Annotated in this window: 24 protein-coding genes and 2 pseudogenes; 6 read left to right on the top strand and 20 right to left on the bottom strand. The window is 54.4% G+C overall.

The genetic code is table 11. From position 1 onward, the window contains the following. Positions 1-43: 43 nt before the first annotated feature. The 7 genes and pseudogenes from IEX96_RS11775 to fliF form a co-directional block, all read right to left on the bottom strand. Positions 44-613 (bottom strand): annotated as a pseudogene (locus IEX96_RS11775) (transposase); the annotation flags it as partial. Next, positions 608-780, bottom strand: a pseudogene (locus tag IEX96_RS11780) (IS3 family transposase); the annotation flags it as partial. The pseudogenes IEX96_RS11775 and IEX96_RS11780, both read right to left, overlap by 6 nt. Positions 781-1,191: 411 nt before the next feature. Beyond that, positions 1,192-2,223, bottom strand: a complete 1,032-nt coding sequence (locus tag IEX96_RS11785) for a flagellar motor switch protein FliG (protein WP_150006292.1) — start codon at positions 2,221-2,223, stop codon at positions 1,192-1,194. 24 nt (positions 2,224-2,247) lie between these two features. Further along, complete coding sequence (locus IEX96_RS11790; protein ID WP_150006291.1) at positions 2,248-3,174, bottom strand: flagellar type III secretion system pore protein FliP; 927 nt, start codon at positions 3,172-3,174, stop codon at positions 2,248-2,250. Positions 3,175-3,185: 11 nt separating this feature from the next. Next, positions 3,186-3,539: a flagellar motor switch protein FliN gene (gene fliN / locus IEX96_RS11795; RefSeq protein ID WP_150006290.1), complete on the bottom strand. Its 354-nt coding sequence runs from the start codon at positions 3,537-3,539 to the stop codon at positions 3,186-3,188. Between the two features lie 43 nt (positions 3,540-3,582). After that, a complete protein-coding gene (locus tag IEX96_RS11800; protein WP_150006289.1) occupies positions 3,583-4,257 on the bottom strand; it encodes a FliH/SctL family protein in 675 nt (224 codons plus the stop codon). Next, positions 4,257-5,957, bottom strand: coding sequence for a flagellar basal-body MS-ring/collar protein FliF (gene fliF, locus IEX96_RS11805; RefSeq protein WP_188873984.1), 1,701 nt, complete (start codon positions 5,955-5,957; stop codon positions 4,257-4,259). Before fliF ends, IEX96_RS11800 begins: the two co-directional genes overlap by 1 nt. Before the next feature lie 163 nt (positions 5,958-6,120). Between fliF and IEX96_RS11810 the strand changes: the two genes are divergently transcribed. Genes IEX96_RS11810 through IEX96_RS11825 form a run of 4 tightly spaced genes read left to right on the top strand, consistent with a single transcriptional unit; the run spans position 6,121 to position 9,039 of the window. Continuing rightward, positions 6,121-6,654: a flagellar basal body-associated FliL family protein gene (locus tag IEX96_RS11810; protein WP_188873985.1), complete on the top strand. Its 534-nt coding sequence runs from the start codon at positions 6,121-6,123 to the stop codon at positions 6,652-6,654. 30 nt (positions 6,655-6,684) lie between these two features. Next, entirely contained in the window at positions 6,685-7,752 is a 1,068-nt protein-coding gene (locus tag IEX96_RS11815) for a FliM/FliN family flagellar motor switch protein (protein ID WP_150006286.1), read from the top strand. Beyond that, on the top strand, positions 7,749-8,348 hold the full coding sequence (locus IEX96_RS11820) for a DUF6468 domain-containing protein (protein WP_150006285.1): 600 nt from the start codon (positions 7,749-7,751) through the stop codon (positions 8,346-8,348). The genes IEX96_RS11815 and IEX96_RS11820 overlap by 4 nt, the downstream gene beginning before the upstream one ends. A gap of 1 nt (position 8,349) precedes the next feature. Continuing rightward, complete coding sequence (locus tag IEX96_RS11825) at positions 8,350-9,039, top strand: MotE family protein (RefSeq protein WP_150006284.1); 690 nt, start codon at positions 8,350-8,352, stop codon at positions 9,037-9,039. 33 nt (positions 9,040-9,072) lie between these two features. On the opposite strand, the gene flhB is transcribed toward IEX96_RS11825, so the two are convergent. Genes flhB through flgB form a run of 7 tightly spaced genes read right to left on the bottom strand, consistent with a single transcriptional unit; the run spans position 9,073 to position 14,567 of the window. Beyond that, entirely contained in the window at positions 9,073-10,182 is a 1,110-nt protein-coding gene (flhB, locus tag IEX96_RS11830; RefSeq protein WP_150006283.1) for a flagellar biosynthesis protein FlhB, read from the bottom strand. A 16-nt stretch (positions 10,183-10,198) separates the two neighbouring features. Further along, entirely contained in the window at positions 10,199-10,963 is a 765-nt protein-coding gene (locus tag IEX96_RS11835) for a flagellar biosynthetic protein FliR (RefSeq protein ID WP_188873986.1), read from the bottom strand. Between the two features lie 19 nt (positions 10,964-10,982). Next, positions 10,983-13,046: a flagellar biosynthesis protein FlhA gene (gene flhA / locus IEX96_RS11840; RefSeq protein WP_150006281.1), complete on the bottom strand. Its 2,064-nt coding sequence runs from the start codon at positions 13,044-13,046 to the stop codon at positions 10,983-10,985. A gap of 2 nt (positions 13,047-13,048) precedes the next feature. Beyond that, complete coding sequence (gene fliQ / locus IEX96_RS11845; RefSeq protein WP_150006280.1) at positions 13,049-13,315, bottom strand: flagellar biosynthesis protein FliQ; 267 nt, start codon at positions 13,313-13,315, stop codon at positions 13,049-13,051. 22 nt (positions 13,316-13,337) lie between these two features. After that, on the bottom strand, positions 13,338-13,655 hold the full coding sequence (fliE, locus tag IEX96_RS11850; protein ID WP_150006279.1) for a flagellar hook-basal body complex protein FliE: 318 nt from the start codon (positions 13,653-13,655) through the stop codon (positions 13,338-13,340). 48 nt (positions 13,656-13,703) lie between these two features. Next, entirely contained in the window at positions 13,704-14,120 is a 417-nt protein-coding gene (gene flgC, locus IEX96_RS11855; protein WP_150006296.1) for a flagellar basal body rod protein FlgC, read from the bottom strand. 45 nt (positions 14,121-14,165) lie between these two features. Further along, on the bottom strand, positions 14,166-14,567 hold the full coding sequence (gene flgB, locus IEX96_RS11860; protein WP_150006278.1) for a flagellar basal body rod protein FlgB: 402 nt from the start codon (positions 14,565-14,567) through the stop codon (positions 14,166-14,168). 157 nt (positions 14,568-14,724) lie between these two features. Here flgB and IEX96_RS11865 point away from each other — a divergent pair, with 157 nt between their 5' ends. Next, complete coding sequence (locus IEX96_RS11865; protein ID WP_150006277.1) at positions 14,725-16,179, top strand: FliI/YscN family ATPase; 1,455 nt, start codon at positions 14,725-14,727, stop codon at positions 16,177-16,179. Positions 16,180-16,260: 81 nt separating this feature from the next. On the opposite strand, the gene IEX96_RS11870 is transcribed toward IEX96_RS11865, so the two are convergent. From IEX96_RS11870 to IEX96_RS11895, 6 genes are all read right to left on the bottom strand, one after another. Further along, the gene (locus IEX96_RS11870; protein ID WP_150006276.1) at positions 16,261-17,319 is read right to left on the bottom strand and encodes a flagellin family protein; all 1,059 of its coding nucleotides are present in this window, start codon (positions 17,317-17,319) and stop codon (positions 16,261-16,263) included. A gap of 10 nt (positions 17,320-17,329) precedes the next feature. After that, entirely contained in the window at positions 17,330-18,793 is a 1,464-nt protein-coding gene (flgK, locus tag IEX96_RS11875; protein ID WP_188873987.1) for a flagellar hook-associated protein FlgK, read from the bottom strand. Between the two features lie 36 nt (positions 18,794-18,829). Continuing rightward, entirely contained in the window at positions 18,830-20,119 is a 1,290-nt protein-coding gene (locus tag IEX96_RS11880) for a flagellar hook protein FlgE (RefSeq protein WP_150006274.1), read from the bottom strand. Between the two features lie 171 nt (positions 20,120-20,290). Continuing rightward, positions 20,291-21,283 carry a flagellar motor protein MotB gene (locus tag IEX96_RS11885; protein ID WP_150006273.1) on the bottom strand — a complete coding sequence of 331 codons (993 nt, stop codon included), beginning with the start codon at positions 21,281-21,283 and terminating at the stop codon, positions 20,291-20,293. A gap of 28 nt (positions 21,284-21,311) precedes the next feature. Next, positions 21,312-22,202 (bottom strand): flagellar motor stator protein MotA, encoded by an 891-nt coding sequence (gene motA / locus IEX96_RS11890; protein ID WP_150006272.1) that lies wholly within the window; start codon positions 22,200-22,202, stop codon positions 21,312-21,314. A gap of 65 nt (positions 22,203-22,267) precedes the next feature. Next, complete coding sequence (locus IEX96_RS11895; protein ID WP_188873988.1) at positions 22,268-24,202, bottom strand: hypothetical protein; 1,935 nt, start codon at positions 24,200-24,202, stop codon at positions 22,268-22,270. 232 nt (positions 24,203-24,434) lie between these two features. Here IEX96_RS11895 and flgF point away from each other — a divergent pair, with 232 nt between their 5' ends. Then, positions 24,435-25,169 (top strand): flagellar basal-body rod protein FlgF, encoded by a 735-nt coding sequence (gene flgF, locus IEX96_RS11900; RefSeq protein ID WP_150006269.1) that lies wholly within the window; start codon positions 24,435-24,437, stop codon positions 25,167-25,169. The last annotated feature ends 8 nt before the right edge of the window (positions 25,170-25,177 follow it).

A 25,177-nucleotide genomic window follows, 5' to 3' on the forward strand; every position in this document is an offset into this window, starting at 1 on the left:
CTTGAAGAAGGCTTTTACGACAGCATTGAAGCTCCTATATTCGTCAAGCGGCGATTTGGGCTCGTTTCGGGACGCACAGTTGGCCGTAAATTTCGCGAACGATGTAGCGTTTAAGGCAGCGAATGATCTCGCTTTTGCTCTTCCCGTCTTTCGTGCGTTTCTTGACATAGGCAAGTGTCGGTTCGTGGCTTCGCATCCTGACGATGGCCGCACGATAGAGTGCAGCGTTGGCTTGCCGGTTGCCGCCTCGGTTCAGTCGGAAGCGGTGTATTCTGCCACCGGAAGCGGGAATTTGGCAAACGCCACAGAGCTTTGCAAATGCCGCTTCTGACCGGATGCGCGTTGGATCATCGCCAACCAGGATCAATATTTCCGCAATTGTCAGGGTCGCTATTCCATGTGACGTCATCAAGTCTGGTGCCCGTTCGGTGACAAGGCGTTCCAGCTCCTTGTCATGTGCAATGATCTCCTCATGCAGCCATAGCCAGCGACGCGCCAATGCGCGCATGGCCGCTTTTGCTGAGGCCAATGGAGTGTCGATGTCTCCCGCTCGAAAGGCCGCGACACGCCGGATCAGCGCGATTTTTCCTCGAATCCGGTCCAGCATGTCACGACCGGCCTTCTTCACACATTCGTTCAGGGTCTGGGGGCACAGCCGATCTTGCTGGAGATGGAAACAATCGTCGCCCAGCGGGACGGATACTCGCCCTCATGGGAAAATACCCTGCGGACCGCGCGATCACAGACCTCAGGTGAAAACTTGTCCGTGGTCTTGCTCATTATGGCTCCTTCTACTCAGAAGTAGGAGCGTCCGGCAATTCCGAGGCGGTTCATTATTCGCGAAACCGATTTTAAGGAACTGAACGCACAGGCCTAAAGCTGGATCATAAACGGACATACCCGCTAAGTGCGCTCAATAATTTGCACCCCATTTGCGCCCAAGATGCCGAAGGAAGATCGGGCGATTTCGCCGTAACGGATGTCGTTGCCGTGGCCTCGGCCAACACCTTCCTTATGGGCATCCTTTTGCACCACCCGCAGCGATGCTGCCGTTAATCGCCCGTCCCTCGCTCGGCAGAGCACCCCCATAAACTGCTTTCCATAAAGGCCAATCTTGAATCGCGGATACCGGCAAGATTGACCCCCCTTATCAGCAGGGCCAATAGCTGAAAGTCATGCCATACAGTCCTGCTAATAAATGACCTGACTATCAGCGCCATCACCCCGCTGAATGACAATGGCTCCTGCTTCCGCAAGGTTTTTGGCTTTTTGCAGAATGGCATTTTTGGCCTGTTCCACATCCCGCGCCAGAACAGGCCCCATGGTTTCGATGGAATCGCGCAAAATAGCCCCGGCCCGTTCAGACATTTGGCCGATAAACGCATCCCTCACCTTATCTTTCGACCCTTTAAGGGCATATACAAGCGTGTCCGTATCGCAAGACCGCACCAAAACGCCAAGGGAAACTGTGTCCAGATCCACTAGATCGTCAAAGGTAAACATAAGCTGTTTCACAAGAGCGGCAGCATCGGGCATATCCGCTTCAAAATCTTCAATAAAGACATCCAGTGCCTTGGGATCGGTTCGATTGAATATCTCCGCCAGCTGTTCATGGCTGTCTGTGGTGGCTGCCAGCGCATAATTAAGCATCAGCTCTTTATGCATCACCTCTTCAATATCGCTCATCACCTCTTGCGGGATGGATTGCAGCTTCACTATGCGCCGCATCGCCGAACGGATCAACGACCGGGGCAGCAAAGGCAATACCTTGGCGGAATGTTCGGGATTCAGTTTTGAAAGAACCACGGCAACGGTTTGCGGATGCTCTCCCATCAGATATTTCGCCAACAGATGTTCATTCACACTGGACAGCTTTTCCCATGTCGTTCGCCCCGCCGGCCCCCGAATATAGGTCATGATCTCGCCGACCTTTTCGAGGGGCAGGAAAGCACGCAACATCCGCTCTGTGCTTTCATAGGACCCGACGACCGACCCACCGCGCGCAAATTGTTCGGTAAACCGGTTGATCAGTTCCTCAAGAACCGATGCGGTAATATTTCCCAACCCCGACATGGCCCGTGTCACCATGCGGATTTCATCTTCATCAAACCGCTCAAGAAGCGGTGCCGCGCGTTTCTCACCCAGTGCAAGAAACATGATCGAGGCCTTTTCCGGTCCGGTCAGCGCCATATAATTGTCTCGAACGATGGCATTACTGGCCATAGTTACCTCCCTATCGACAGAAGCTCAGGTTGCAAAAGACAGCACCAAACTGCCCGCCAGCAACTGCCAGCCATTGATCAGAACAAAAAAGATTACCTTGAAAGGCAATGAGACAATGGCTGGTGGCAACATCATCATGCCCATCGACATCAACAATGCCGCCACCACCAGATCGATAATCAGAAACGGCATAAAAATAAGAAAACCGATCTCAAAAGCCCGGCGTAATTCGGAAATCAAAAAGGCCGGTAACAAGATACGCAATGAAGGCTGTGCCTGATCACCACTTTCGGCATTGCCCCCTTCCATGCTTGCTGCCCGTTCGATCATCGCCAAAAGTTCCGCGCCCGAATTCGGCGCCTGCTGTTCAGTCTCTGCCGCAAGAGGCGGCCCTGTCGGTGATGGAGCAGATTGGCCGGCAGATGGGACCATATCTTCGGCCTCACCAAAACTCCGCGCGGCCAGCGCATCGAAAAATGCCAATTCGCCGCTTCCCACCTGCATCAGCATAAAGCGCTTGAACGGTGCGACCACATTCGCCACCCCTTGTTCTTGCGATATATCCTCGTTCATCATTGGCCGCACGCCCTCGCGCCAAGCTGTCTCAAAGCTTGGTGCCATCACAAATCCGGTCAAGAAGAGCGCCAGAGATATCATCACGATATTGGGCGGTGCCTGCTGCAATCCCAATGCCGACCGCAGAATAGACAGCACCACGACAATCCGCACGAAGCTGGTCACCATGATCAGAATACCCGGTGCAAGGCTGAGCACCGTGATCAGCAGGATCATCTGGAACAGCCTTGCAGCCAGCGTTCCTTCCGACGATGTTCCGAAATCGAGATTCAAGGACTGGGCATGGGCCTCACCGGCAACAAGCAAAACGCCCAGCACAGTGATCCAAAGCAACAGACACTTGGCAAACACCGCCAAGGGCTTGGAAAACCTCATATCCATAGGACCTATGAATTCAACATCTGGGCATCGACAATGTCAGTCAGCGTAACCCCCAACCGATCGTCTTCCACGATCACCACTTCGCCCCGCGCGACCAGATGATTGTTGATGTGGATATCCACAGCCTCCCCCACTTTGCGGTCGATTTCCACCACTGCGCCACGACCAAGCTTCAAAAGCTGGTTCACAGAAAGGCTTGCCGCGCCCAGGACCACCTTGATATTCACCGGCACATTATAAAGAGCCGAGAGAGGCGGTTTGGCCGCTTTTTCAGACGCATCAACCGATGCCGTCTCTTGATTCGGAGCGCTGCTTTTTGGCGTGTCCTGCCCCTGTTCATCAAAATCTTTCAGATCCATTTCATATCTCCATCAATGTCCAATAATATGAAAAACCACGGGTCTATTCTTTCGGTGTTTCCGGTTCTTCCGGCTTCAGCCGGGAAAGGATGATCTGATCGATCAACATTCCGATATGTGCGATGCGCTCATCGGGATCGAAGTCTACCGCACCTTGATCCCATGAAAGATGGACGGCGAAATCCGACAGGGAAGGCTCCACGACGATATCAAGGCCGGTAACCGGCGGCTTGCCTTCTTGCAGGGTGCGCCTCAAGGGATCGGCGATAAGGCGCCCGGCCTTTACCACCAGCGTTGGCGCATCTCGGTGTTGCTTCAAGACTTCTTGCACCAAGTCCACCGCAGCGGTTAACGCCCCTTCTTTGCTGAGATGGGGCGCAAGGCGACGCAGCAATTCAAGCAACGCCCGCGTTGCCTGCTTTTCCGTATCGCCCAGAATACTGTCCAACGCATTTCGGGCTTGCGGCAGTTCTTCGAGTATTTGATCAAGGGCCTCTATAACAAGCGCATCATGCTTTGCCGCATAGGCCTCACTCGCTGATTTTTCTCCGGCCAACCGCCCTTCTTCAAAGGCCTCCTGCCTCAATTCGGCACAGCGCCGCTCCATGTCTTCTTCCGAATATTTAGGAAAGGTCCGCGGATCCGGTGCCGCTGCCGGCACATCCGGTTCAGCAGCCTCGGCATCGAAATCCCGCAAATAAGTGAAAGGCCGGAGCATCAGGCCGCTTCCTCATAGATCCAGCTTCTAAGAATGGCCACCACCTCATCGGGGTTCTGTTCAACGATCTCACCCAGCTTGTGGAGAGAACTGGCCCGCACTTTCCCCTCAACAGCACGCAGTTCCATCATCTGTTCCAGCCGTTCATCCACACTTGGCTGAGGCAGGGCCTGTGTGCCTGCCTGTGCGGTTTGTGCCGGCCCCTCAATGCCCGCAGGCGCGTCTACAGCATCAAGGGCATCGGGCGCAGCACTGTCAGCCCCCGCCTCTTGGCGCGTGCCGATGGCCTTGATATCGCCCATAGCAGCGCCTGGATTTTGTGAAAAGATATGCGCCATCAAAGGGCGAAGAGCGAAAATGGAAATCACCGCGATCGCAATGATGATGGCAAGCCACCGCAAAATCGTCAGCAAATTTTCGGAAATAAAGCCCATAAGCGAAACGGAAGGTGCCGCCATATCTTCGGTAACGACTTCCAGAAATTCGAGATTTTCCACCGTGACCCGGTCGCCACGGCTCTCATCGAAACCGACGGCCGACCTTACCAGATTCTCGATCTGCGCCAGTTCCGCTTCGGAGCGCGGTCTGTATGTCCGGCTACCGTCTTCTGCCACTTCATAAGTCCCGTTTACCAGAATGGCCACGGACTGCCGCTTGATGGACCCGGGCTCTTCAACGCGCTGCAAAAGCCGTGACGACACCTCATAATTTGTCGTCTCTTCCAGACGCTCCAGATTATTGGCATTGACACCTTCATCGCCGGAGGTCACGTCCACTTGCGGCAAATTCTGTTGCACCGTCACCGGCTGAGTGCTGGACCCTTCCCGGCTGGTTTCCACCTCTTCCACAGATTGAGTGGACCGTATCGCCGTTGCCGACGGGTCATAGGTGGTTTCCCGAATGGTCTGCCGCTCGCGGTTGAATTCCACCGAAGCCTGCACCCGGACATTCTCCGCACCAAGACGCGGCGCAAGCATGGATTCAACGGCCCGGATGATACGCATCTCCGCTTCCGCACGGGCACCATTATCGCCCCCCATGACCGCAGTGTCGTCTTGTGCGAAAATCCGATCGCCTCGTGCATCCAGCACCGTAACAGCCGCGCTATCCAAACGTGGCACCGAGGCCGCAATCAAAGACTGAATGGCCCGCGCCTTGTCGGCGCTTAAAACACGGCCCGTCTTCAAGCGAACAACCACCGAAGCGGAAGGCGCGACTTGCTCTCGTGTGAAGGCATCGCGCTCGGGCAGCACCAAATGCACCCGCGCAGACTCCACATCGCCCAATGTATGAATTGTCCGCGCCAATTCCCCTTCAAGGGCCCGCAAACGATTAACCTGCTGCATGAAGCTGGTCAGCCCCAATGACCCCTGTTCATCAAAAAGCTCATAGCCCGGCACACCGCTGCTTGGCAGGCCTTCTTCTGCCAAGGACATGCGCGCCCGCGCCACTTTGGATTTGGGAACATAAATGGCCGTACCACCTTCATCGGCCCGGGCCTCGATATCCATCTGCTCCAGCATGCGCACAATGCGCCCGGATTCGGCCAGATCGAGACCGGAATATAAAAGCGACATGGGCGGCTTGGCTAATTGCGCCAAAAGCGCGACCAGAATTGCCAAAACCACAGCGACGCTGAGCCCTAGAAGTATCAAACGATTGCGGTCCAGCGCTCTTAAAGACGCAAAAAGCTTAGTCACGAGTTCCCTACCTTCGATCATGGTTCATATGGTCGATCCAGAAACGGAAAACCTAAGATACGACAGGCAGTTTAAACTCAGTTCAAAGTTATGGTGATAGATAAGCCATGAGAGACGGAAGTAATAACAAACATTAGATATATTATCTAAAATGCAAAATGAAATGTCAGAAATCAAAACCGAGCAAGATGTGCCTAAAGAAACCCGTACAGGGTGGGCCTTACGCGCCCCGTTCAACAAACGATTGGCGTTTACCGCGCTTTGGGTGATCGGTGGGCTGCCTATTGCCGCCTTGCTAGGGCTTATGGCCGCTAGCGGGCCGGAGCGCACGATGGCCTTGCTACATCAAGGCTGGGACCGGATCGGTCAGGCATTCGAAACCCGGCCCACCACCCGTCCTCCCGTTTATATCACCTTGCCGGATATTGTGGTCAATGCGGGACATGGCACCCATGCACGGCATTTGAAGACGCGAGTTGTTGTCAAAACCTCGTTTGAAAATGCCGAAAAGGTCGAACAGTACCAAGCTGAAATCATGGACATGCTGATCGAATTCTTTCGCACCAGCGGCGGCGAGGTAACACAGGGCAGTGCCGGGCTTTATCGCCTGCGGGCCGAAATGCTCCGCCGCATTAATCTGGTGGTGGGAGAGCCGGTGGTGGAACAGGCACTGATCGTCGAATTCTTGCAACAATGAGCATAAATAAAGACATAATGGGACGATGCAATGAGCAATAATGGCGATGCGACAGAAGGCGCGACCGATGAAGCCAATCTGGGTCAGGCCTATGCTGCGGCGGTGAACGTCGATCTTTCCAAGAACCAATTGGATCAAAGCGATATCGACCGGCTGATGAGCGACGAACCAAGCGCCCATGACAGTCCGCAATCGGTCATGCAGAAAATCGCCAATTCAACCATCGTGAATTATGAACGCCTGCCCATGCTGGATGTGGTGTTCGAACGCTTTGTCCGTCTGTTCGCAGAACGCCTGCGTCAATTGATGTCGGCCAATCTGGAAATCAGTATTGAACAGGTCTCCGCCATTCGATTTGGCGATTTCATTGATCAATTGCCACTGCCCTGCTTGGTGTCGATCATCGATGCGGTGGAATGGGAAGACAAATGCATCGCGGTGATGGATCAACGGCTGGTCTATACGGCGGTGGAAATCTTATTGGGCGGACGGGAAGTTCTGGGCAGCGATAATCTGGAAATCCGGTCCCTGACATCCATAGAACGCAGCCTGGTTTTACGCCTGATGAGGATTTTCTCATCAACCTTGAGTGAATCTTTTGCGCCGGTGTCCGAGATACAGTTTACCCCCGACCGGCTGGAAACCAACCCGCAACTTGCCATGATTACCCGCGCCACCAGCGCATCGATCCATGCACGCTTCTCGCTCGATATTGAAGGGCGCCCGGGATATCTGGATCTGGTGATGCCCTATTCCATGCTTGAACCCGTGCGCGCTTTGCTGTTGCAGATGTTCATGGGTGAAAGTTTCGGACGCGACAATGGCTGGAAAAACCATTTCCGCGACCAGCTTCAACGCACGGAAATCCAACTTGATGGTGTTCTTTCCGAACTGACACTGCCCTTGGCCGAAGCGTTGCAATGGAAGCCGGGCACCTTCATTGAATTGCATAAAGATCTGCAAGGGCGTGCCGACCTTTATTCCGACGATGTCTGCTTGTTGAGTGGACAAATCGGTCAAAGCAAAGGGCGCATTGCCATCCAGATTGATGAAAGCATCTTCGACACCGCCAAGGAAAAAGAGGAAGAAAAAGCGTGAGTCTCAGCATGATGATCATCAATGGCATTGTCATGATTGCGCTGATGGCAACGATGGCCTTTTCCGTGCGTCTCAACCGGAAAATCAAAGACATGCGCGGAGCCTTGGCAGACATGGAAGCCCTATTTGAAAATTTCTCTCGTCAGGTGGACCGGTCGCAATCACTCCTGACCGAAATGCGCGCTGCCGGCGATGCTCTGACCGAAGCGCTTGAAGACTCGGTTTTGGAGGCAGAAAAATCCAATAGCCGCCTGAGCATTACCATCAACCGGTCGCAATCACTTCAGGCCCGTCTGGAAGAGGCGAGCAGCCTGTCCCCGCGTCCGACAACACCAAACCAGCCTTCAAAACCCGACCAGGGCACAAAGACCTCCCCCGGCGCCGATGCACACACTGTGCAAACGCCCCTTGATGAGCATCCCGACACCGAATCCGTGCCCCGAAAACCAGAAGACGAGGCCGTGCGCAAGGTGTTCTGGCCCCCCGCAAATCCGGCAACGAAAGCGCCATGGCCACAAGCATCCGCATCACAAGAAGGGCAACGCGCTGCGGAAGAATTGTTGCGTATCTTAAACAAACAGCGGGGGAATAGCTGATATGCCGCGCCTCTTGCCTCTTACGATCATCTTGCTCAGCGCCGCTGCCGCCGTACAGGCATATCAAATTGCCCCGGCCGTGATAAATATGACCGCAGACAAAAGCGACAAAGCGGGAAAGCCCGAACGCAAGGCCGCATTTGGCGACCATGAACGTCCTTGGACGACTGATTTTTTGACCAGCGATGCTCCGGAGCAAACACCAGCCAAGACCGATCAGCCCGAAGCCATCTCCCCCTCAAAAAAAGACTATGAAGAAGAGTTGCGCACTCTGATGGGGCAAAGATCGCCCGTGCGCGCCCTGCGCCTATTACGGGAGCGTGAAACCGCGATCAAGGCGCAAGAGGCGCATCTGGCCGATGCGCGGGCCCTGATCGAAGCATCAAGACAAGCCCTGGCCGAAGATCTGGACGATTTGCAGCGACTGCATGATGAGACACGCCGCCTCCTGACACGTCTGGAAACCGCAGAAGAAGAAGATCTGGAGCGCATGTCGGTGCTTTATCAAAATATGAAATCCAAAGAAGCCGCCACAATTCTCAACGATCTTGATACGAATACCATTGCAGCCGTGATCGAACGCATGCCCGAGCGCATTGCAGCCCCCATTCTTGCGCGGATGGATGTCATCAAGGCGCGGGAGGTCATGCGCATTTTCGCTGATCGCAAAGCACAAGGCACTTCTGGATAAACCAACCCGCCATCAACGCATGACGGTACCGGACTATTCGAAAGTTTGACGGTGCTGTTTCCGCCGGTGCTGGCGGCGATCCTGCTTCATCACCACCGTCAGGATCTGCGCGATCTGGCGATAGAATTCCGGCGGAACAAGGCCTTTGATTTCCACCAATGGATAAAGCGCCCGCGCCAAACCCGGCGTTTCCACCACTGGAACGCCCGCCTCTTGCGCCACTTCACGAATTTTCAAAGCCACACGATCCACGCCCTTGGCCAAACAAAGCGGTGCTGGCGTTTTGCCCCGATCATAGCGCAGAGCGATGGCATAATGGGTGGGGTTCATCAAAACCACCGAAGCAGAAGGCACATCGGCCATCATCCGGCGTCTTGTCCGTTCACGACGGATTTCACGTAAGCGCGCCTTGATCTGGGGGTCCCCCTCCATCTGCTTATGCTCGTCTTTCACTTCTTTTCTGGTCATTCGCAATTGCCGTAGCCAATCAAAGCGACGCCACAAAACATCCAGAACCGCAATAACCACATAAACAAGGAGCACGGCAAAAAGCAGCCGCACTGTCATGGACAACATAAGACGCGCCATGTCATCGGGTGCATAACCCGTGGCATTGCCCGCACTGTCCAGTTCACTATAAATGATTACGGCCACTGTCAGGCCCACAGCCAACACCTTGCCGACACTTTTCAGGAACTCGACGATAGAGGATAAAGAAAACAGGCGCTTGAATCCGGCAATGGGCGAGACCCGCTCGACCTTCGGTGTGATCCGCTCGACCGCCGCCATCAAGCCATTTTGCATCCACACCGACAGGAACGCGGACACGGCAAAAAAAGCTGCAATAACCAAGAGCGGACCGGCAATCGCCAGCATGATCCCGACGGCCAAAGCACGCAGATCCCCTTGCGCCGTGTGCACATCGATATCATGGGCATTGACAATCAAGGTCGCCAGACTGTCGCTCATAATGGCGCTAAAACTTGACATATAAAACCCTGCGAGAACCACAGCCGCAAGGATCGACATGGCGCCTGTCACCTCACGGGAAAGCGGTAAATTTCCCTTTTTTCGCGCTTCATCCAGCTTTTTTTCCGTGGGTTCTTCGGTTTTTTGCGACTGATCCTGATTTTCCGCTGCCATTGCTTTGAGACCCTGATCAATAAATTTCGATAACGGTCAGCCAATCGGCATAAACGTCGCGGAACGTCATCAACATGCCGCTGATGACAAGGATCAGCATCAACACACCGCCCGCCACGGCAGCGGGAATGGACACAAAAAATACTGGCAATTGCTGCATCGCCTTATTCATCAATCCAAGCCCAAGATAATAGACAAAGCCCAGAACGAGAAATGGCGAAGCCAATTGCACTGCAAGGCGGAAGCCCGTAGCCACCACCGCGATAAAATTCTGAGTCATCGCCGTAATATCGGGAGGCTGGCCAAGCGGCATTCCCGCATAGCTGCGGGCCAGAGCATCAATGCTCAGCAAATGCAGTCCCGACGCGAAAATGAAGACCAGTCCGGCAAGCAACAAAAATCCGCCGATAACCGAACCCAACTGAATTGCAACATTCGGCATCACAAAGATGTTCGACAGCCCGATGATCTGGGAGATCATCTGGCCCGCAGAAATCAAGGCGGTGATGAACATTCGCGCCGAAAGCCCCAGAAACAGCCCCACAAGAACCTCGATGAAAACGTCTTGAAACAGCAAAAACGGCTCCGAAGGCAGGCGCAATGTCTCCGGTCTGACAATGGGAGCCAGCGCCCAAGTCAACACCAAAGCCGCAATCAAACGTATCCGGGTGGACAGGAAGCTTTCTCCGAAGCCGGGTATAAACATCAAAGCCGTGCCGATACGGGAAAAAACCAGCATCAGCAGATACAACTCACCGCTGAGAAAGGCTTGCACGGTCATGTTGCTGCCCCTTCCCGCACTATAATTGATCGATGCTGCTGACGGGGATGCGGGGATCCAACTCATTATGGGAAAGGATGGGCGTGGTGGGGCTAACCCGTTCCAGCAAAGACCGTACAAAAGGACGTGCGGCCGCCCCGACCAGAAGAGCGGGCCAACAGGTGGCGCTAGCATGTTGTTGGATACGCGAGCGAGCCGCCGTGACAAACTCGCTCACCAAAGAAGGCGGCATGGCGAAATTGCGATCCTCGCCATCACTGGAGATATGCTCCAAAAACGCCTGCTCCCATTTCGGGGACAAGGCAATAACCGGAATAAAACCGTCATTGCTTTTCAGCATAGCGGAAATCTGTGCCGCCAGTCTTGTGCGCACATGTTCGGTAATCAATGTGATATTGCGGGTCCAGCCCACAGCTTCGGAAATAGCTTCCAGAATAAGTGGGAAATTCCGGATCGACACCCGCTCTACCAATAAATTCTGCAACACCCGTTGAACGGCAGTGGCCGATAAATGCGTGGGCACGATATCCGCCATCAACTTTTCATAATCCGGATCGAGATTATCCAAAAGACGTTGGAACGCCGCATAATTCAACAAGCGATGAAGCTGCCCTTTCAGCACTTCCGCCAGATGCGTGATGATCACACTTTCCGGGTCCACCACCGTTAATCCACGGGCTTCCGCACTATCGGCAGTGGCATCGTCCACCCATTTTGCGGGCAAGCCGAAGGTCGGTTCCTGCGTGGCTTCACCGACAACATCCACCTCGCCGCCATTGGGATTGATCACCAATTTGCGCCCCATGCGCACTTCCCCGCGCGCCACTTCCACATCATGGACCAAAAGCACATATTGATTGGCCGCCACATACGCATCGTCGCGAATTCTGACCGACGGCAGCAAAAAACCCAATTCCCGCGCAAAGCGCAAGCGCAGGGATTTGACTTTGGGAGCCAGCCCCTTATCCGGACTAGCGATCAGCGGTAAAAGCTGGCTGCCGACCCGCACCTCCACATCGTCAACCTTCAACGAGGATTCCACACTGTCATCTTCCCGGGGCCGGGTTTGCTGCTCTTCTTGTAAATCCAAAGCCGCACGCTCTCGCGCCAGTCTTTTTTGCGTCATCCATCCCACACCGGCAGCCGCTCCGCCCATCAGAAAAAACGGCACAGACGGCAAGCCGGGCATCAAGGCAAACATCAACATCAAACCGCCCAACAGCATCAAAGCTTTTGGATAACCACCAAGTTGCGAAACAACGCTCACATGGGCACTGCCGATATTCGACCCTTTGGCAACCAACAGGCCGGCAGCCAAAGACACCACAAGCGCCGGAACCTGGCTTGCAAGACCATCGCCTACCGTTAAAATGGTATAGGATGCGGCGGCTTCGGACACATCCAGCCCCATTTGCACCACACCGATGATCATCCCGCCGATAATATTGATGGCGGTGATGATCAAGCCGGCAATGGCATCGCCGCGCACAAATTTCGACGCCCCGTCCATAGACCCGAAGAAAGAACTTTCATCTTCAAGCTGCTTACGGCGTGTGCGGGCGGTTTTGTCATCGATAAGCCCTGCCGAAAGGTCCGCATCGATGGCCATTTGCTTTCCGGGAATAGCATCAAGGGTAAAGCGCGCCCCCACTTCGGCAATGCGTGTCGCGCCTTTGGTAATCACCACAAAATTGACAGTGATCAAAATCGCAAAAACGATCAACCCGATGACAAAATTTCCGGAAATAATCAGGTTCGACAAACCTTCAATCACCCCGCCCGCTGCATCAGAGCCGGTATGCCCTTCACTTAAAATCAGGCGGGTCGAGGCGATGTTCAGCGCCAAACGGAACATGGTTGCAACAAGCAAAACAACGGGAAAACTGGAAAAATCCAGTGGTTTTTCAATCCACAGAGCCACCAGCAAAATCAAAAACGACAAAGCGATAGAAGCCGTCAGGCCCGCATCCAAAGCCCAGGATGGCATCGGCAGGAACAAAACCGCCAACACCCCCAAAATACCGATGGCAAAAGCCAGATCCTGATGGCGACGGGCATTCTCAAAAGAGGCGGTCATGGCCATGCTCAATATCCGTGAATCATCAGGTCAACGAGGAATTCCGTATATTGCGACATCACCTGATACATATAAGGGAGTGACAAAAGCACCGTGAAGAAGATGGCAAATATCTTCGGCACAAAAGTCAGGGTAATTTCCTGTATCTGCGTCAGGGCCTGAAAGAAGGCAATGGCCAGCCCCGAAAGCAAAGCCGCAATAAGTGCCGGACCTACCGCCATCAAACCAGCCCAAAGCCCTTCGCGGATAACCGTGATTACATCGGCCTCATTCACAGTGCTCTCCTGCGCTGCGCGCCTAGATCGGCATTCGCAGGATTTCCTGATAAGCGCTTACCAGCCGATCCCGCACTGCAACCACCGACTGAACGGTCAGATCCGCTGCCATCACCGATTGCACCACTTCGCGGACACTGGCCTTGCCGCGCATCGCGGCCGAGGTTACCGCTTCACTTTCACGCACCGTGGCAACAGCGTCCGCAACACCGGCCTTCATGAAGGCTTCGAAATCGCCCTCTTTGACACGTTCGATCGAACCGGGACCGTCAAGCCCCATATCCTGCCCGATGCGATACGCCCCGGCAGCTTGTCCAACGGGGAAAATGCCTGTCACCATGACTGAATTTCTTTCTAGCTGTATCTTTGTTTCATTCCGTGCCGCTCATCAGGCGCGGCGCAAAAGATCCACTGTGCTCATAAGCATTGTCCGCGCCTGCTCAATCACATTCAGATTGGCCTGATAGCTGCGCGAGGCTTCCCGCATATCCGACATTTCGATCAAAGGCTCCACATTGGGCATGCGCAAAATACCCTCTTCATCTGCGGCGGGGTGGCCGGGGCTGTACAGCTCGCGGAAATCCGACCGGTCAACACCCACATTGCGAATTGTCACCATCTCGGCTCCGGATGCCCGATCAAGCACGCTATCAAAAACAACCGTTTTACGCCGATAGGGATCACCGCCCGGAGCGTCTGCCGTTGATCCGGCATTGGCGATATTTTCAGACACAACCCGCAAGCGCATGCTTTGCGCTTCCAGCCCATGGGCGGCGATTTTCATCGTTGCTGCAAGTGGATCCATCACTCGTTTTCCCTTATTGAAAGCGCTTGCCCCAAATCCTCAGGGTCAGGCGCGGAAGCTCATGGCTGTGCGCATCATTTCGGATGTTTTGCCTAAAACCAGATTGGTCATTTCATAAGCACCGGAAATTTCGGTGGCTTTCATCATTTCCTGTTCCAGCAAAACGCTGTTGCCGCTTGGCGCGCGCTCCCAGCCATCAGCCCGACGGTCGGTTGCAAATTTCTGCTCGCCCGAGACCGGCATAAGATGACCGGGATCGGTACGCACCGCCGCCATATGGCGCCCGAAATTGCGGTCGATAACAGCGTCGAAAGGCTTCAGATCCTGCATCTTGAAGCCCGGCGTATCGGCATTCGCAACATTTTGAGCCACAAGCTGATGGCGCTCTTCCAAATAAGAAAGACGCATTTTTGACAGCGTAACCACTTCAATACCGTCCAACAGCATAAAACGACCCTCCTTGAACGCTTTCCTGCAGTATGTCGGCTTGATTTTAAGGGCTATTTAAAAGCAACAATTTTATATGTTTACCTGATTTTCAAATGGTGGTGACAAACTGGTCAGACGGCAAAGTAATCGTGAGAAAAAACCTAAATAAAATTATATGAAAATATTCGACGAATTCACTTCGGCAGTTCGCGCCTTGCCCGGACCGCGATGGCGGGGAACGGTGGTTTCAACCATTGGCCGTACCTTGATTGTTGCAGGTTTGGACACACAGCTTGCCGTTGGCGATATCTGCACGGTTATAAGGCGCGACGGATCAAAGCTGCCCTCTGAGGTGATCGGCTTTCGTGATGGCGAAACCATTATCATGCCGCTGGGAGAATTGGGCGGCATCGGCCATGGTGCTCCCGTCTATTTTGACGGGGTTTATTTCAGTGTCCGGCCCAGCGACGGATGGCTGGGTCGTATTGTCAATGGATTGGGTCAACCCATCGATGGTCTTGGCCCATTACCGCAAGGGGAATTCACTCTGCCCGTGCGGGGAACGCCGCCTCCGGCGCTGGACCGCAAGCCGGTGGGGCAAAGGCTCCATACAGGAATTCGCGCCGTCGACGTGTTCACCCCCTTATGTCGGGGACAAAGGCTTGGCATTTTCGCCGGGTCCGGCGTTGGAAAGTCCACCTTGCTCTCCATGCTGGCACGAAATTCCGAAAGTCGTGTCACAGTCATCGGCCTGATTGGAGAGCGGGGGCGCGAAGTTCGGGAGTTTGTCTCGAATTTGGGCAAGCACGGGCTTTCACGGTCCATCATTGTGGCGGCAACATCGGACGAAAGTCCTCTGATGCGCCGTCAGGCCAGCTATCTTACCTTGGCTCTTGCAGAAGATCAGCGCAAACGCGGACGGCAGGTTTTGTGCATGATGGATAGTGTAACCCGCTTTGCCATGGCATTACGGGAAATTGGCCTCGCGGCCATGGAGCCGCCCACGGCAAAAGGCTATCCTCCCTCGGTATTTTCAGAACTGCCCCGGCTTTTGGAACGGGCCGGCCCAGGCACCCGACAACAAGGCGATATCACCGGAATTTATACAGTTCTGGTGGATGGCGATGACCATAATGAACCGATCGCCGATGCCGTCCGCGGGATTTTGGATGGCCATGTCATCCTGTCGCGCTCCATTGCGGAACGCGGACGCTTTCCAGCCGTTGATATTCTCAAAAGCCTGTCGCGCATGCTGCCCGATTGCCATAGCGATTGGGAATATGCGGTATATCGCCAGGCACGCAAATGGATCGCCGTCTATGAAGAACGGGAAGAACTGATCAAGCTCGGTGCTTATCAACCGGGCAACGATCCTGAACTGGATCGTGCCATCGCGCTTTATCCGCAAATCGATGCCTTTCTCAGCCAGCAAAGCAATGACCAAGGCGAAGACATATCGACCTTCGAACAATTGGCAAAGATCATCGATTTCACACAAAAGCCGCCCCATGAAGACAGCTTGGGACATGACAACAAAAAGCCCAAAAGCCCGACGGACCAGCCGCCCATAGAAACGGCTTTGGCCCCCGCCCCGGCGCAGGTTATGAGCAATTTCAAATCCAATAGCTAAAACTGGGTACAACAGCGAAGACCGGGGCCGAAAAAAAAGCCCACATCTGCGAGCCTTTGTCGATCAACATATACGACAGCATCAGCGCAAGAAATTGATCAAAGAGAGATTGGCAATACGCGATGTCAAGGTGAATGCCGTTTCCAGCTGACCGATCAGTCCTTGCAACCGGATCTGTGTTTCAAACGGATCTGCAGATTCCAGTGTCACGACCCGCTCGTTAATCAGGCCGGACAGTGCGTCATTGCGGGTGCTGATATTTGCGGCCAACCGTTGATCGTTCCCCAATTGGCTTTGAGCCACTCGCAAATCATCAAGACCAGAGGTCAGGCTGTCAAAGGCCCCTTGCATGATGGTCCTATAGGCATCCGGGGCAAGACCTGCCGGATCAAAGCTGGCAAAAACCGCCAGTCCCTTGATGATGTCGCGCACCGCTCCATCATTGGCATCCATTCCCATCGACACCGTCACATCATCGGCAAGACGCGCCTCGACCCGCGGGCTACCGCTTGGCGCACCATTATAGAATGTCTCTTCAAAATTCTGCCCCGCTGGTCCGACATCATTGAAGATATCATCCAGGCTCGCCAGAAACGTCGTGGCCGACGCCGCATCAACGGGCGGATTGGCAAGAATGGCCGCATCGATCACGTCTTTGGGGGAAAATCCTGTAGCAGGGTTTACCGTGGCAAAATCCTGCAATGGAGAGCGGTCCCCCGCAACACCGCTGAACAAAAAGCGGCTTCCATCACTGACATTCAGTGCCGCCACCACTTCATCCAAAGCCCCCCGCGCCGCATTTTGCAGGCTGGCCCGGACAGTTTCATTCAGGTCGTCCAGTCCCGTTGCGGCAATGGTGACGACCTGCGTCAAAGGCGCATCGAGAGACTGCATCGCCTGCTGTTTCAAATCTGCGCGGCTTTGGAACAGATCAATAGACTGGCGGTCCGCCTCAATCCGCGAAAAGCGCGCCCGCAAATCCGTCAAGGTGGCCAAGACACCCGGCCCTTCCGAGGCAAGATCGGTTTTGCGCCCCGTAACGGATGCCTCCTGAAAGCGGGCAACGTCCCCCTCCAGGTTACGCACCTGATTGGCAGCTCGAAGCTGGGCACCAAGCGTTGACGGCGTAATCATTGCCATAAGACGTCCCCTATCTGATCCTGTTCAATTCATCGAACATCGTTTGAACCGCCGCAACGACACGGGCATTCGCAGAAAAAGCCTGCTCGATCACCAACAAGCGTTGTGCTTCCGCATCCACATTAACACCAGTTTGATCCACAAAACGCAGCGTCAGCGTATCACGGACAATGCTGCGACTGGCCACTTCCCCATCCGCATTTACCCGCATCGATTGCTGTGCATCCATCATAAGAGCGGAAAAACCAAGAAGCGAATCACTGGCACTCAACCCTGTCCCCGGCGGAAAGCTGGCCGTGCCTGTCAGTCCGTCCAGAAAGGCCGCCACTTGCGTGCTGTCGGCACTGTCTCCTGGGGTCGCCGCAGCAACACCATCGCGCAAACGGGATAAAACGCCGCCAGCGGCCGGGTCCACTTGTCCATCATTCACCGCGATACGCCCCGCAAGCCCGGCAGCGAAAGCGAGAGGGTCATGAACTGCACTCGCATCGGTGAACAACCCAGCTCCACCGGGCGGGAGCGAGGCATCGGCATTTTGAAACTGCACCAACACCCCACTGGCCAGACCATCCACCTGCGCTTGAAAGTCCGGGAACACGGTATCCCTGAGCGTAAACAGTCCCGCCAATTTTCCGCTTCCAACGGCCATGGCCCCACCACCGCCCGGCGTTATATCCGTCCCTTCAACACTTAAACCGCTAAGACCTGTGCCCAATGTGACAGACGGATCGACAAAACTGGCAGCGGTAAAATCAATTTGCCGCGCCCGCCCATCCACCAATGTCACGCCTTCGCTGCTAAGAACCACCATTTCGCCGTCTTCGCGTTCAAAACTGCGAATACCGACAATCTGAGACAAAGCCGATATTTGCCGATCCCGTTCATCCCGCAAATCACTTGCGTCTTCCCCCACCGCCTGTGCGCGCCTGATAGACCGGTTAAGATCTTCCACACGGTTCAGAGCTAAATTAGCTTCCTCCACTGCAAAACCGATGGCTTGTTCGGAGGCTTCCCTTTCCGAGGTGATCGCCGCCTGGATGGTCTGAAAACCGCCCACCAAATCATAGGCTGCATCGAGCACAGCATTTTGCGCCGTGGCGCTGGCCGGTTGATCGAAAAGCGTGCGGAAGCTATCGGCCAAACCCTCGATCATAAAAGAGATAGACCGTTCTTGTGCAGGATCGCCAAACACCTCCGCATAGCGCGACAAGGCCTCTGACCGTATCTGCGCATCGGCCAAACGCGCCTCTTCCAGGCGAATATCGCGCAAGAGGCGTTCATCGACGGCACTGCGTTCCTGACTGGTGACAACGCCGGAACCGGCCCCACCAAGAACAAGTGAACTCAGTGTGCTGTCCTTGCGGACAAAGCCCGCCGTGCTGGCATTGGCAATATTCACCGATGTAGTTGAAATCTGCTGCTGGGCAGACCGCAAACCCGATTGTGCATTGGACAGCGCCAGAGTAAGGCTCATGCTCATTCTCCCTTCAAGGCCGGATCACGGATTGCGTTAACGCTTCAACTGCGTGGCTTCTGCCAGCATTTCGTCCGCCGTCCGAATGACTGTGGCATTGGAAGAATAAGCGCGCTGCGTTTCAATGATGGAGGTGATTTCCGATGCGATCTCCACATTGGAGACTTCAAGGGCATTGGCCCGCAATTCCCCCGCAGGCCCTTCACCGGGATTGAACAGACGAAAGGTTCCGGAATCCCGGCTCAATTGAAAGGCATTCCCATCCACCGGTTGCAGCCCGTTCACATTTGTGACATCCGCGACCGGAATGATAAAAGTTGCCAAACGCGCCCCGGAATCAAACACTGCAAAAACGGTCCCGTCATCACCGATCTCGACACTGCGCAATTCACCGGCAGGGGTGCCATCCCGAACGGGAGCACGCACGGAATTATCCCCGACGAACTGGGTAATCCCCGACAGGGAATTGCTGGCGCCAAAAGAAATGCCCAATGTCTGCGTCCCGCCATTCACTGTCAAATTGAGGGTACCGGTGACATCATCGATCAAGGGAGCGCCGCTGAAATCCGGTGCCCCTGCAATGGTGCCAGCCACCGAGCCATCATTAAAGCTAATGGTTTGCGGCGGAATCGGAGGCGCCAAAGGCGCCCCGTTATCCAGAAAATCCACCGTGTAACTATTGGCGGCACCGGGCGTCCAGACCAAACTCAAGGTGCGCGATTCACCAAGAGCAGAGAAATATTCGACACTGGTTTCGAACGGTCCGCCCGGCGTCGGACCGGTCAATTGGGCCGGTAGATTGCCTTGCAATTCAATGTTCGTTGTTGGTGTGCCAATATTATTGAACGCATTCACATTAATCGGCTGCAAGCTGGCAAAGCTGTCCCTGTTCGGCACACCATTTGCGAAAGACCCGTCGGGATTAAGGGCAAAGCCTTGCAAGAACAGTCCTGCCGTATTGCGCAAAAAGCCATTTGCATCGGGAGAGAACTGCCCGGCTCTGGTCAGTGCGAAATTATCCACCCCCGTGCCATCGACCGCAGGCGTCACCACAAACATCCCGCGTCCATTGATCGCAAGATCCGTACTGTTGCTGGAGGTGGTAATTGTCCCGTTCAGGGAAATATCGGTCCGAACATTGGGAAGGGTTCCCGAGGCAGAAAAACTACTGTCATTGCCGCCAATGAACAAGGACGTGAAATCCACATCCGATCTTTTAAAACCAATCGTGGAAGAATTGGCAATATTATCGGAAATGGCGGCAAGCCGTGTTGACTGTCCCAAAAGACCACTCACACCGGCCTGCAATGCACTCGACAAGCTCATTTTCCAGTCTCCTCAAGAAACACGTTCCAATATTTCAAGAAGCATAGACTGCGGCAATTAAACCCTGATAAAATAATTACTTTTCTTATATAAATAGAAAAATTTTATACTTTTTTCCTGCCATATCCTCCCATGAAAGACCAATATATCCCCATCCATGACAAGCCCGTCTCAGCGGCGGTATTTTTCTGTCAGACTGGGAAGAAGATCGATGGCCAAAGGGGTGCTGCGCAAGACCTGAATGGCAATGCGGCGATTACGCGGATCGAGTGGCTGCTCCTTAATCAAGGGATCCCGGTCCGCCATGCCTTCAACCCGGGCGATCCGCCTGCTGTCCACCCCGCCCGTCTCAAGAAGTCGCCGCGCCGCATTGGCGCGGCCGGTGGACAATTCCCAATTCCCACGGGCTTGGTTGGCATATTTCGCGCCATCGGTATGGCCCTCGACAATAATGTCATTGGGAACGCGCATCAAGGCGGTCGCGACCAGAGACAAAAGACGGCGAGAGCGTTCCGACGGCTCTGCGCTGGCCGTTTCAAACATGGCAAAACCTTCCATGTCGCTAATCTGGATGCGCAAGCCTTCCGGCGTGCGTTCAAACATCAGGGCCGCGATCAAATTGGCCAGTTCTTGATCCTGGCTGATCGCATTGAGAAGTGTCGTCTCGAGCTCTTCAAAATTCCGGTCTTCCATAAGGCCGGTTTCCGTAATCATCTTAAAATCGCGTAGCGCCTCATGAGTCTCTTCTCCCACATCCCTCGCCGCTTCCACTCCCTCCGGCACGGACAGGTCATCGCCCAGATAAGGCGCACGCTTTTCCGATCCGATCGGTGCTTCTACGGGCGGTGCAGAAATAGGCAAGGATTGCGTCCCGCTGGCATTGGGGGATGTCAACGCTCCACGATCATCGGTGGAGCGCCCGCTCAACACCCCGTCACCGCCGGAATTGGATCGCGAAACCGAAACCGGATTGAAAAAATCCGTCAGCCCATCGCGTTGGCTTTCCGTTGTGATGGTGGCAAGCCAAAGCACCAGAAAAAAAGCCATCATGGCCGTGGTAAAATCCGCATAAGCGATTTTCCACACCCCGTCATGCTCCCCTTCATCATCATCAGAGAGCTTGGCGCGACGAATAATGATCAGTTTTTCTTTTTCGGGGCGCATCACACTTCCTCCCTAGGCCGGGCAAACATCAAGCAGCCGCTTGTTCATCGGCTTTTTTATTCACCGCAACAGCAAGCATGGTGGCTTTTTCCACTTCGTAAAAACTGGGGCGGATTTCCGTAAACAAGACCTTCCGCGCATATTCCACGCATATTTGCGGCGCATATCCATTCAAATAGGCAAGAAGACCCGCCTTGATACAGGTGAAGTAATTCAAGTCTTCTTCCCGTTGCGTCTTGATCACCACCGCCACCGGAGACGCAAATCCATAAGACAACATCACCCCCATAAAGGTTCCCACCAAGGCCCCGGCGATCAAACCACCCAGAATTTCAGGCGGTTGATTGATTGCACCCATTGCCTTGATCACCCCCAAAACAGCGGCAACAATTCCAAGCGCAGGCAAACTTTCGGCAACCCTATGCATGGCCTTGGGGGCCTGGGATTGTTCCCTTTGCATGGTTTCCATTTCCTCATTCATCAAGGCTTCCAACTCATGCGCCCGCTCCGATCCCAGAGAAATCAGGCGCAGATAATCCGTGATGAACAAAACACCCCGTTCATTGCGCAGAACTCCGGGGAAATTATTGAACAATTCAGATGAAAACGGGTCGTCAATATCCCGCTCCAAAGACATCATGCCCTTGGCTTTTGCCTGCTTGAACAATGCAAATTGTAAAGACAGCAATTCAACATAATCTTCGCGGCTATATTTGGAGTTTTTAGCCAACCCCATCAGGGCTTTTCCTGTGTCTTTCACCACCCGCCGCGGATTACCGATGATAAATGCACCAAAGGCCGATCCGGCGATAATAAGGATTTCAAAAGGCTGCCAGAGCAATTCCACATGGCCACCCAATGCGGCAAAACCGCCAAGGACGCTGGCCAGAACGACCACGGCTCCAATAATCATATTCATCGGTTTTCACCCCTTTTAGCGATCATATCCATCGCCATGGCTTCCCTTCCTTTCTGTCCTGCGCCCTAATTTCCGGCGGCCATGGCACGATCTTGAAACAGATCACCCCCGCCCCCTGTCATGACACGCGGCAAGGCATCATCAATAAGCCTGTGCAAGGCCGCGCTGTCGGGGAGACGCGATGCCGCAATAGCCCCCCCCTGATCCGGCGCCTGTGGTTTCCAGTGGCTGTCGATGGCCGGGATAGCGGCACAGTTTTGTGCCGATGGCCCGTTATTCCTGGTGGTTTTTCCGGTTTCCTGGCGGTGCAGAAAGCGGGAGAGACATCTGCGATACCGGACCTCATCCCGAGTGGGGTCAGACGAACGCCCTTCATCCACATAAGCCGACCAGTCTCCCAGCAGCCAGAGCAAACTCTTCGGCACATCGAAACCAAGAGCGCCCAGTGCTGCCAGTTCAGCACGTGCCTCTGTTTCGCGTCCAAGCTGTTGCAGCGCTTTCGCGCGCAATATCCCAAAATGGCGTCTATCCATGGAAGCCTTGGATGTGGTCAGCACATCCAAGGCCTGCTCCGGCTGTCTTGCCGCAATCCACATTTCGGCTTGATCTGCACTCAAAGACCGGGCTTCGGCAGGAGACACCGTCTCCCGATACTCCTCCAGCATTCGTGCCGCATGGCCAGCAAGACCGGCATTTCTTAAAAAACGGCCGTAATTGCGCACAAGATCGCGCCCGATCAGCCCGGGGTCCCAAAATGGACGGGAGGCCTCGGAAAAATCGATGATACTCAAAAGCTCTGCTTCATCGATATCCGCCTGCTGCTGCGAGACCACCAAAAGTCCATGCACCAGTTCATTCAGCGCTTCCCGCGCAACGCGCTGCCATAAATCATCGGTGGTCTGTTCGAGAAGCGACAAGAGAACAAAGCCGCTTTCAATCGGCGCGCCATATTCCCGATAGGCCGATGCCAATGTCAGCATCACCTGCCACGCCGTGGCATCACCATGCCAATCATATCGCAGATGTTCCAACCCCAAAATCACCGATGCCAAAGACTGGTGCCCTGTTCGCCATTCAAGCGTCAAACGCCGCAAGCGGGCATCAATTGCGGCGGCCCCCTCGCCATTTTCAGCTTGCCCATAAAGCTGCAAGGCGCGATTGAAATCCCCGGTTTCTTCCGCCAATCTTGCCCTTATGACAGAGATTGCCGTTTGATCCGCCGGAAAATCGCTTGGCAAGGACGCATCAAAATTACCGACCAGGCCTTGCACCTCACTGCGCCGACCGGTTTCCAGCAATGCCTCGGCGGTAATGGCGGTTACACGGGCTTCCACCCAATGGGGATAGTCTTTCAAGCGCGGCAAAACCGCTGCAAACCATCGATGCCCCGGCACCGGACCGCCAGCCAGCGCAAAACGGACCGCCGACCAAAGACAGGCATCCAGATCCCGCTCTTTTACCAAGGCCAACAACAAACCATCTTCGGCGCCACTCCCCGATAAAACGACACTTGCCATTCTGGTGGCTCTTGTCGCCTCCACATCGGATAGGCCGGACTGCCTTTGCGCCTCGTTTTGCTCGTCAATCAAGGCAAGAGTCTCCGGAAGCAATGCATGGGCGAACATCAGATCTGCCAGATCTCGCAAAAGCGTCACCGGCTTTGCCCCCTTGCTTCTTCTTTCGGATCTGTTTTCGCCTCGGCTTTGCGCCAATTGCCCGATCATGCGGTTCCTCACCGTCCAGAACCCTCCTTCGGACGCCGCCAGCGTCCATCTCGGCAAAGGCATGGACGACATGGCATCCCGATCGCGGCAATTCATGGCCGAGGCGGACCACAAGTCCCCAATAGGTTGCGCATCCCATTGTTCTTTCGAGGAGGAAGCCCGCATCACACCGAAGGAAGGCGGCACTAGAATTTGCGTAGAAATACCAAAAGCCCGCCCATCATTGTCATGTAATTCCGGCTTCAATCGCGGGACCGGCTGAGCAATAGCTTCCACACCTACAGTCAATAGAAAGAAAGCAATATATGCTATGATCGAAAATCCAACAGAAATACCAATTGCATCAAATTTTAATAAAAAAATAGATCGATATTTATTAAATCTATTTTTCATAACTATTTCTCGCTGCGGCAACTTCATTCAATAACGAAACGTGGATTTAAACTATCCTGTATAAATTAAATCGAGGTTCAAATGATGGAGGCCGCCGTTCAAGGCGGTGTGGGCAATGGATACATCCCTTTATGTTGGCCTTTCCCGGCAAGTGGCGCTGGCCCGCGAATTCGATATTGCGGCTCATAATATTGCCAATGCAGGAACAGTCGCGTTTCGCGGCGAGGCCACCTTGTTCGATTCGGTAATCGAACAAGCCGGGGCGGCGGACCCGGTATCTTTTGTTATCGACAAGGCAAGCTATCACGACACACGGCCAGGAACGCTGATCGAAACCCAAAATCCATTGGATGTCGCCATTCGCGGTGAAGGCTGGTTGACGGTGCAAACCGATCAAGGCGAGCGCTATACCCGGGACGGGCGCATGACCATTTCCGAAGCAGGCCAATTGGTAACCATCGCGGGCGGCCTGCCGGTGCTGGACGTTAACGGAACCCCGATCAATATCGACAATCTTGGCGGAGCGATCGAAATTTCCGCGGATGGCGTTGTTTCGCAAAAAATTGGGGAATTCGATGAACAGATTGGCCGCTTGGCCCTTGTAGAATTTGCCGAAACACAGCTTTTGACGCGGCAAGGCGATGGGCTTTTCGATAGCCCCGTTCCCGGTCAACCCGCCATTGATAGCCAGATCGTCCAAGGCACGATCGAACAATCGAATGTGGAGCCGATCATGGAATTGACCCGGCTGATGGATGTGTCTCGCGCCTTTCAGCAGGCCGCCGAATTCATCGAAAATGGCGACGAATTAAAACGCGAGGCCATTAGCCGCCTCGGTCGCCGCGTCTGATCACCATA

It is taken from the genome of Iodidimonas muriae (assembly GCF_014647255.1).
Lineage (GTDB): Bacteria > Pseudomonadota > Alphaproteobacteria > Sphingomonadales > Rhodothalassiaceae > Iodidimonas > Iodidimonas muriae.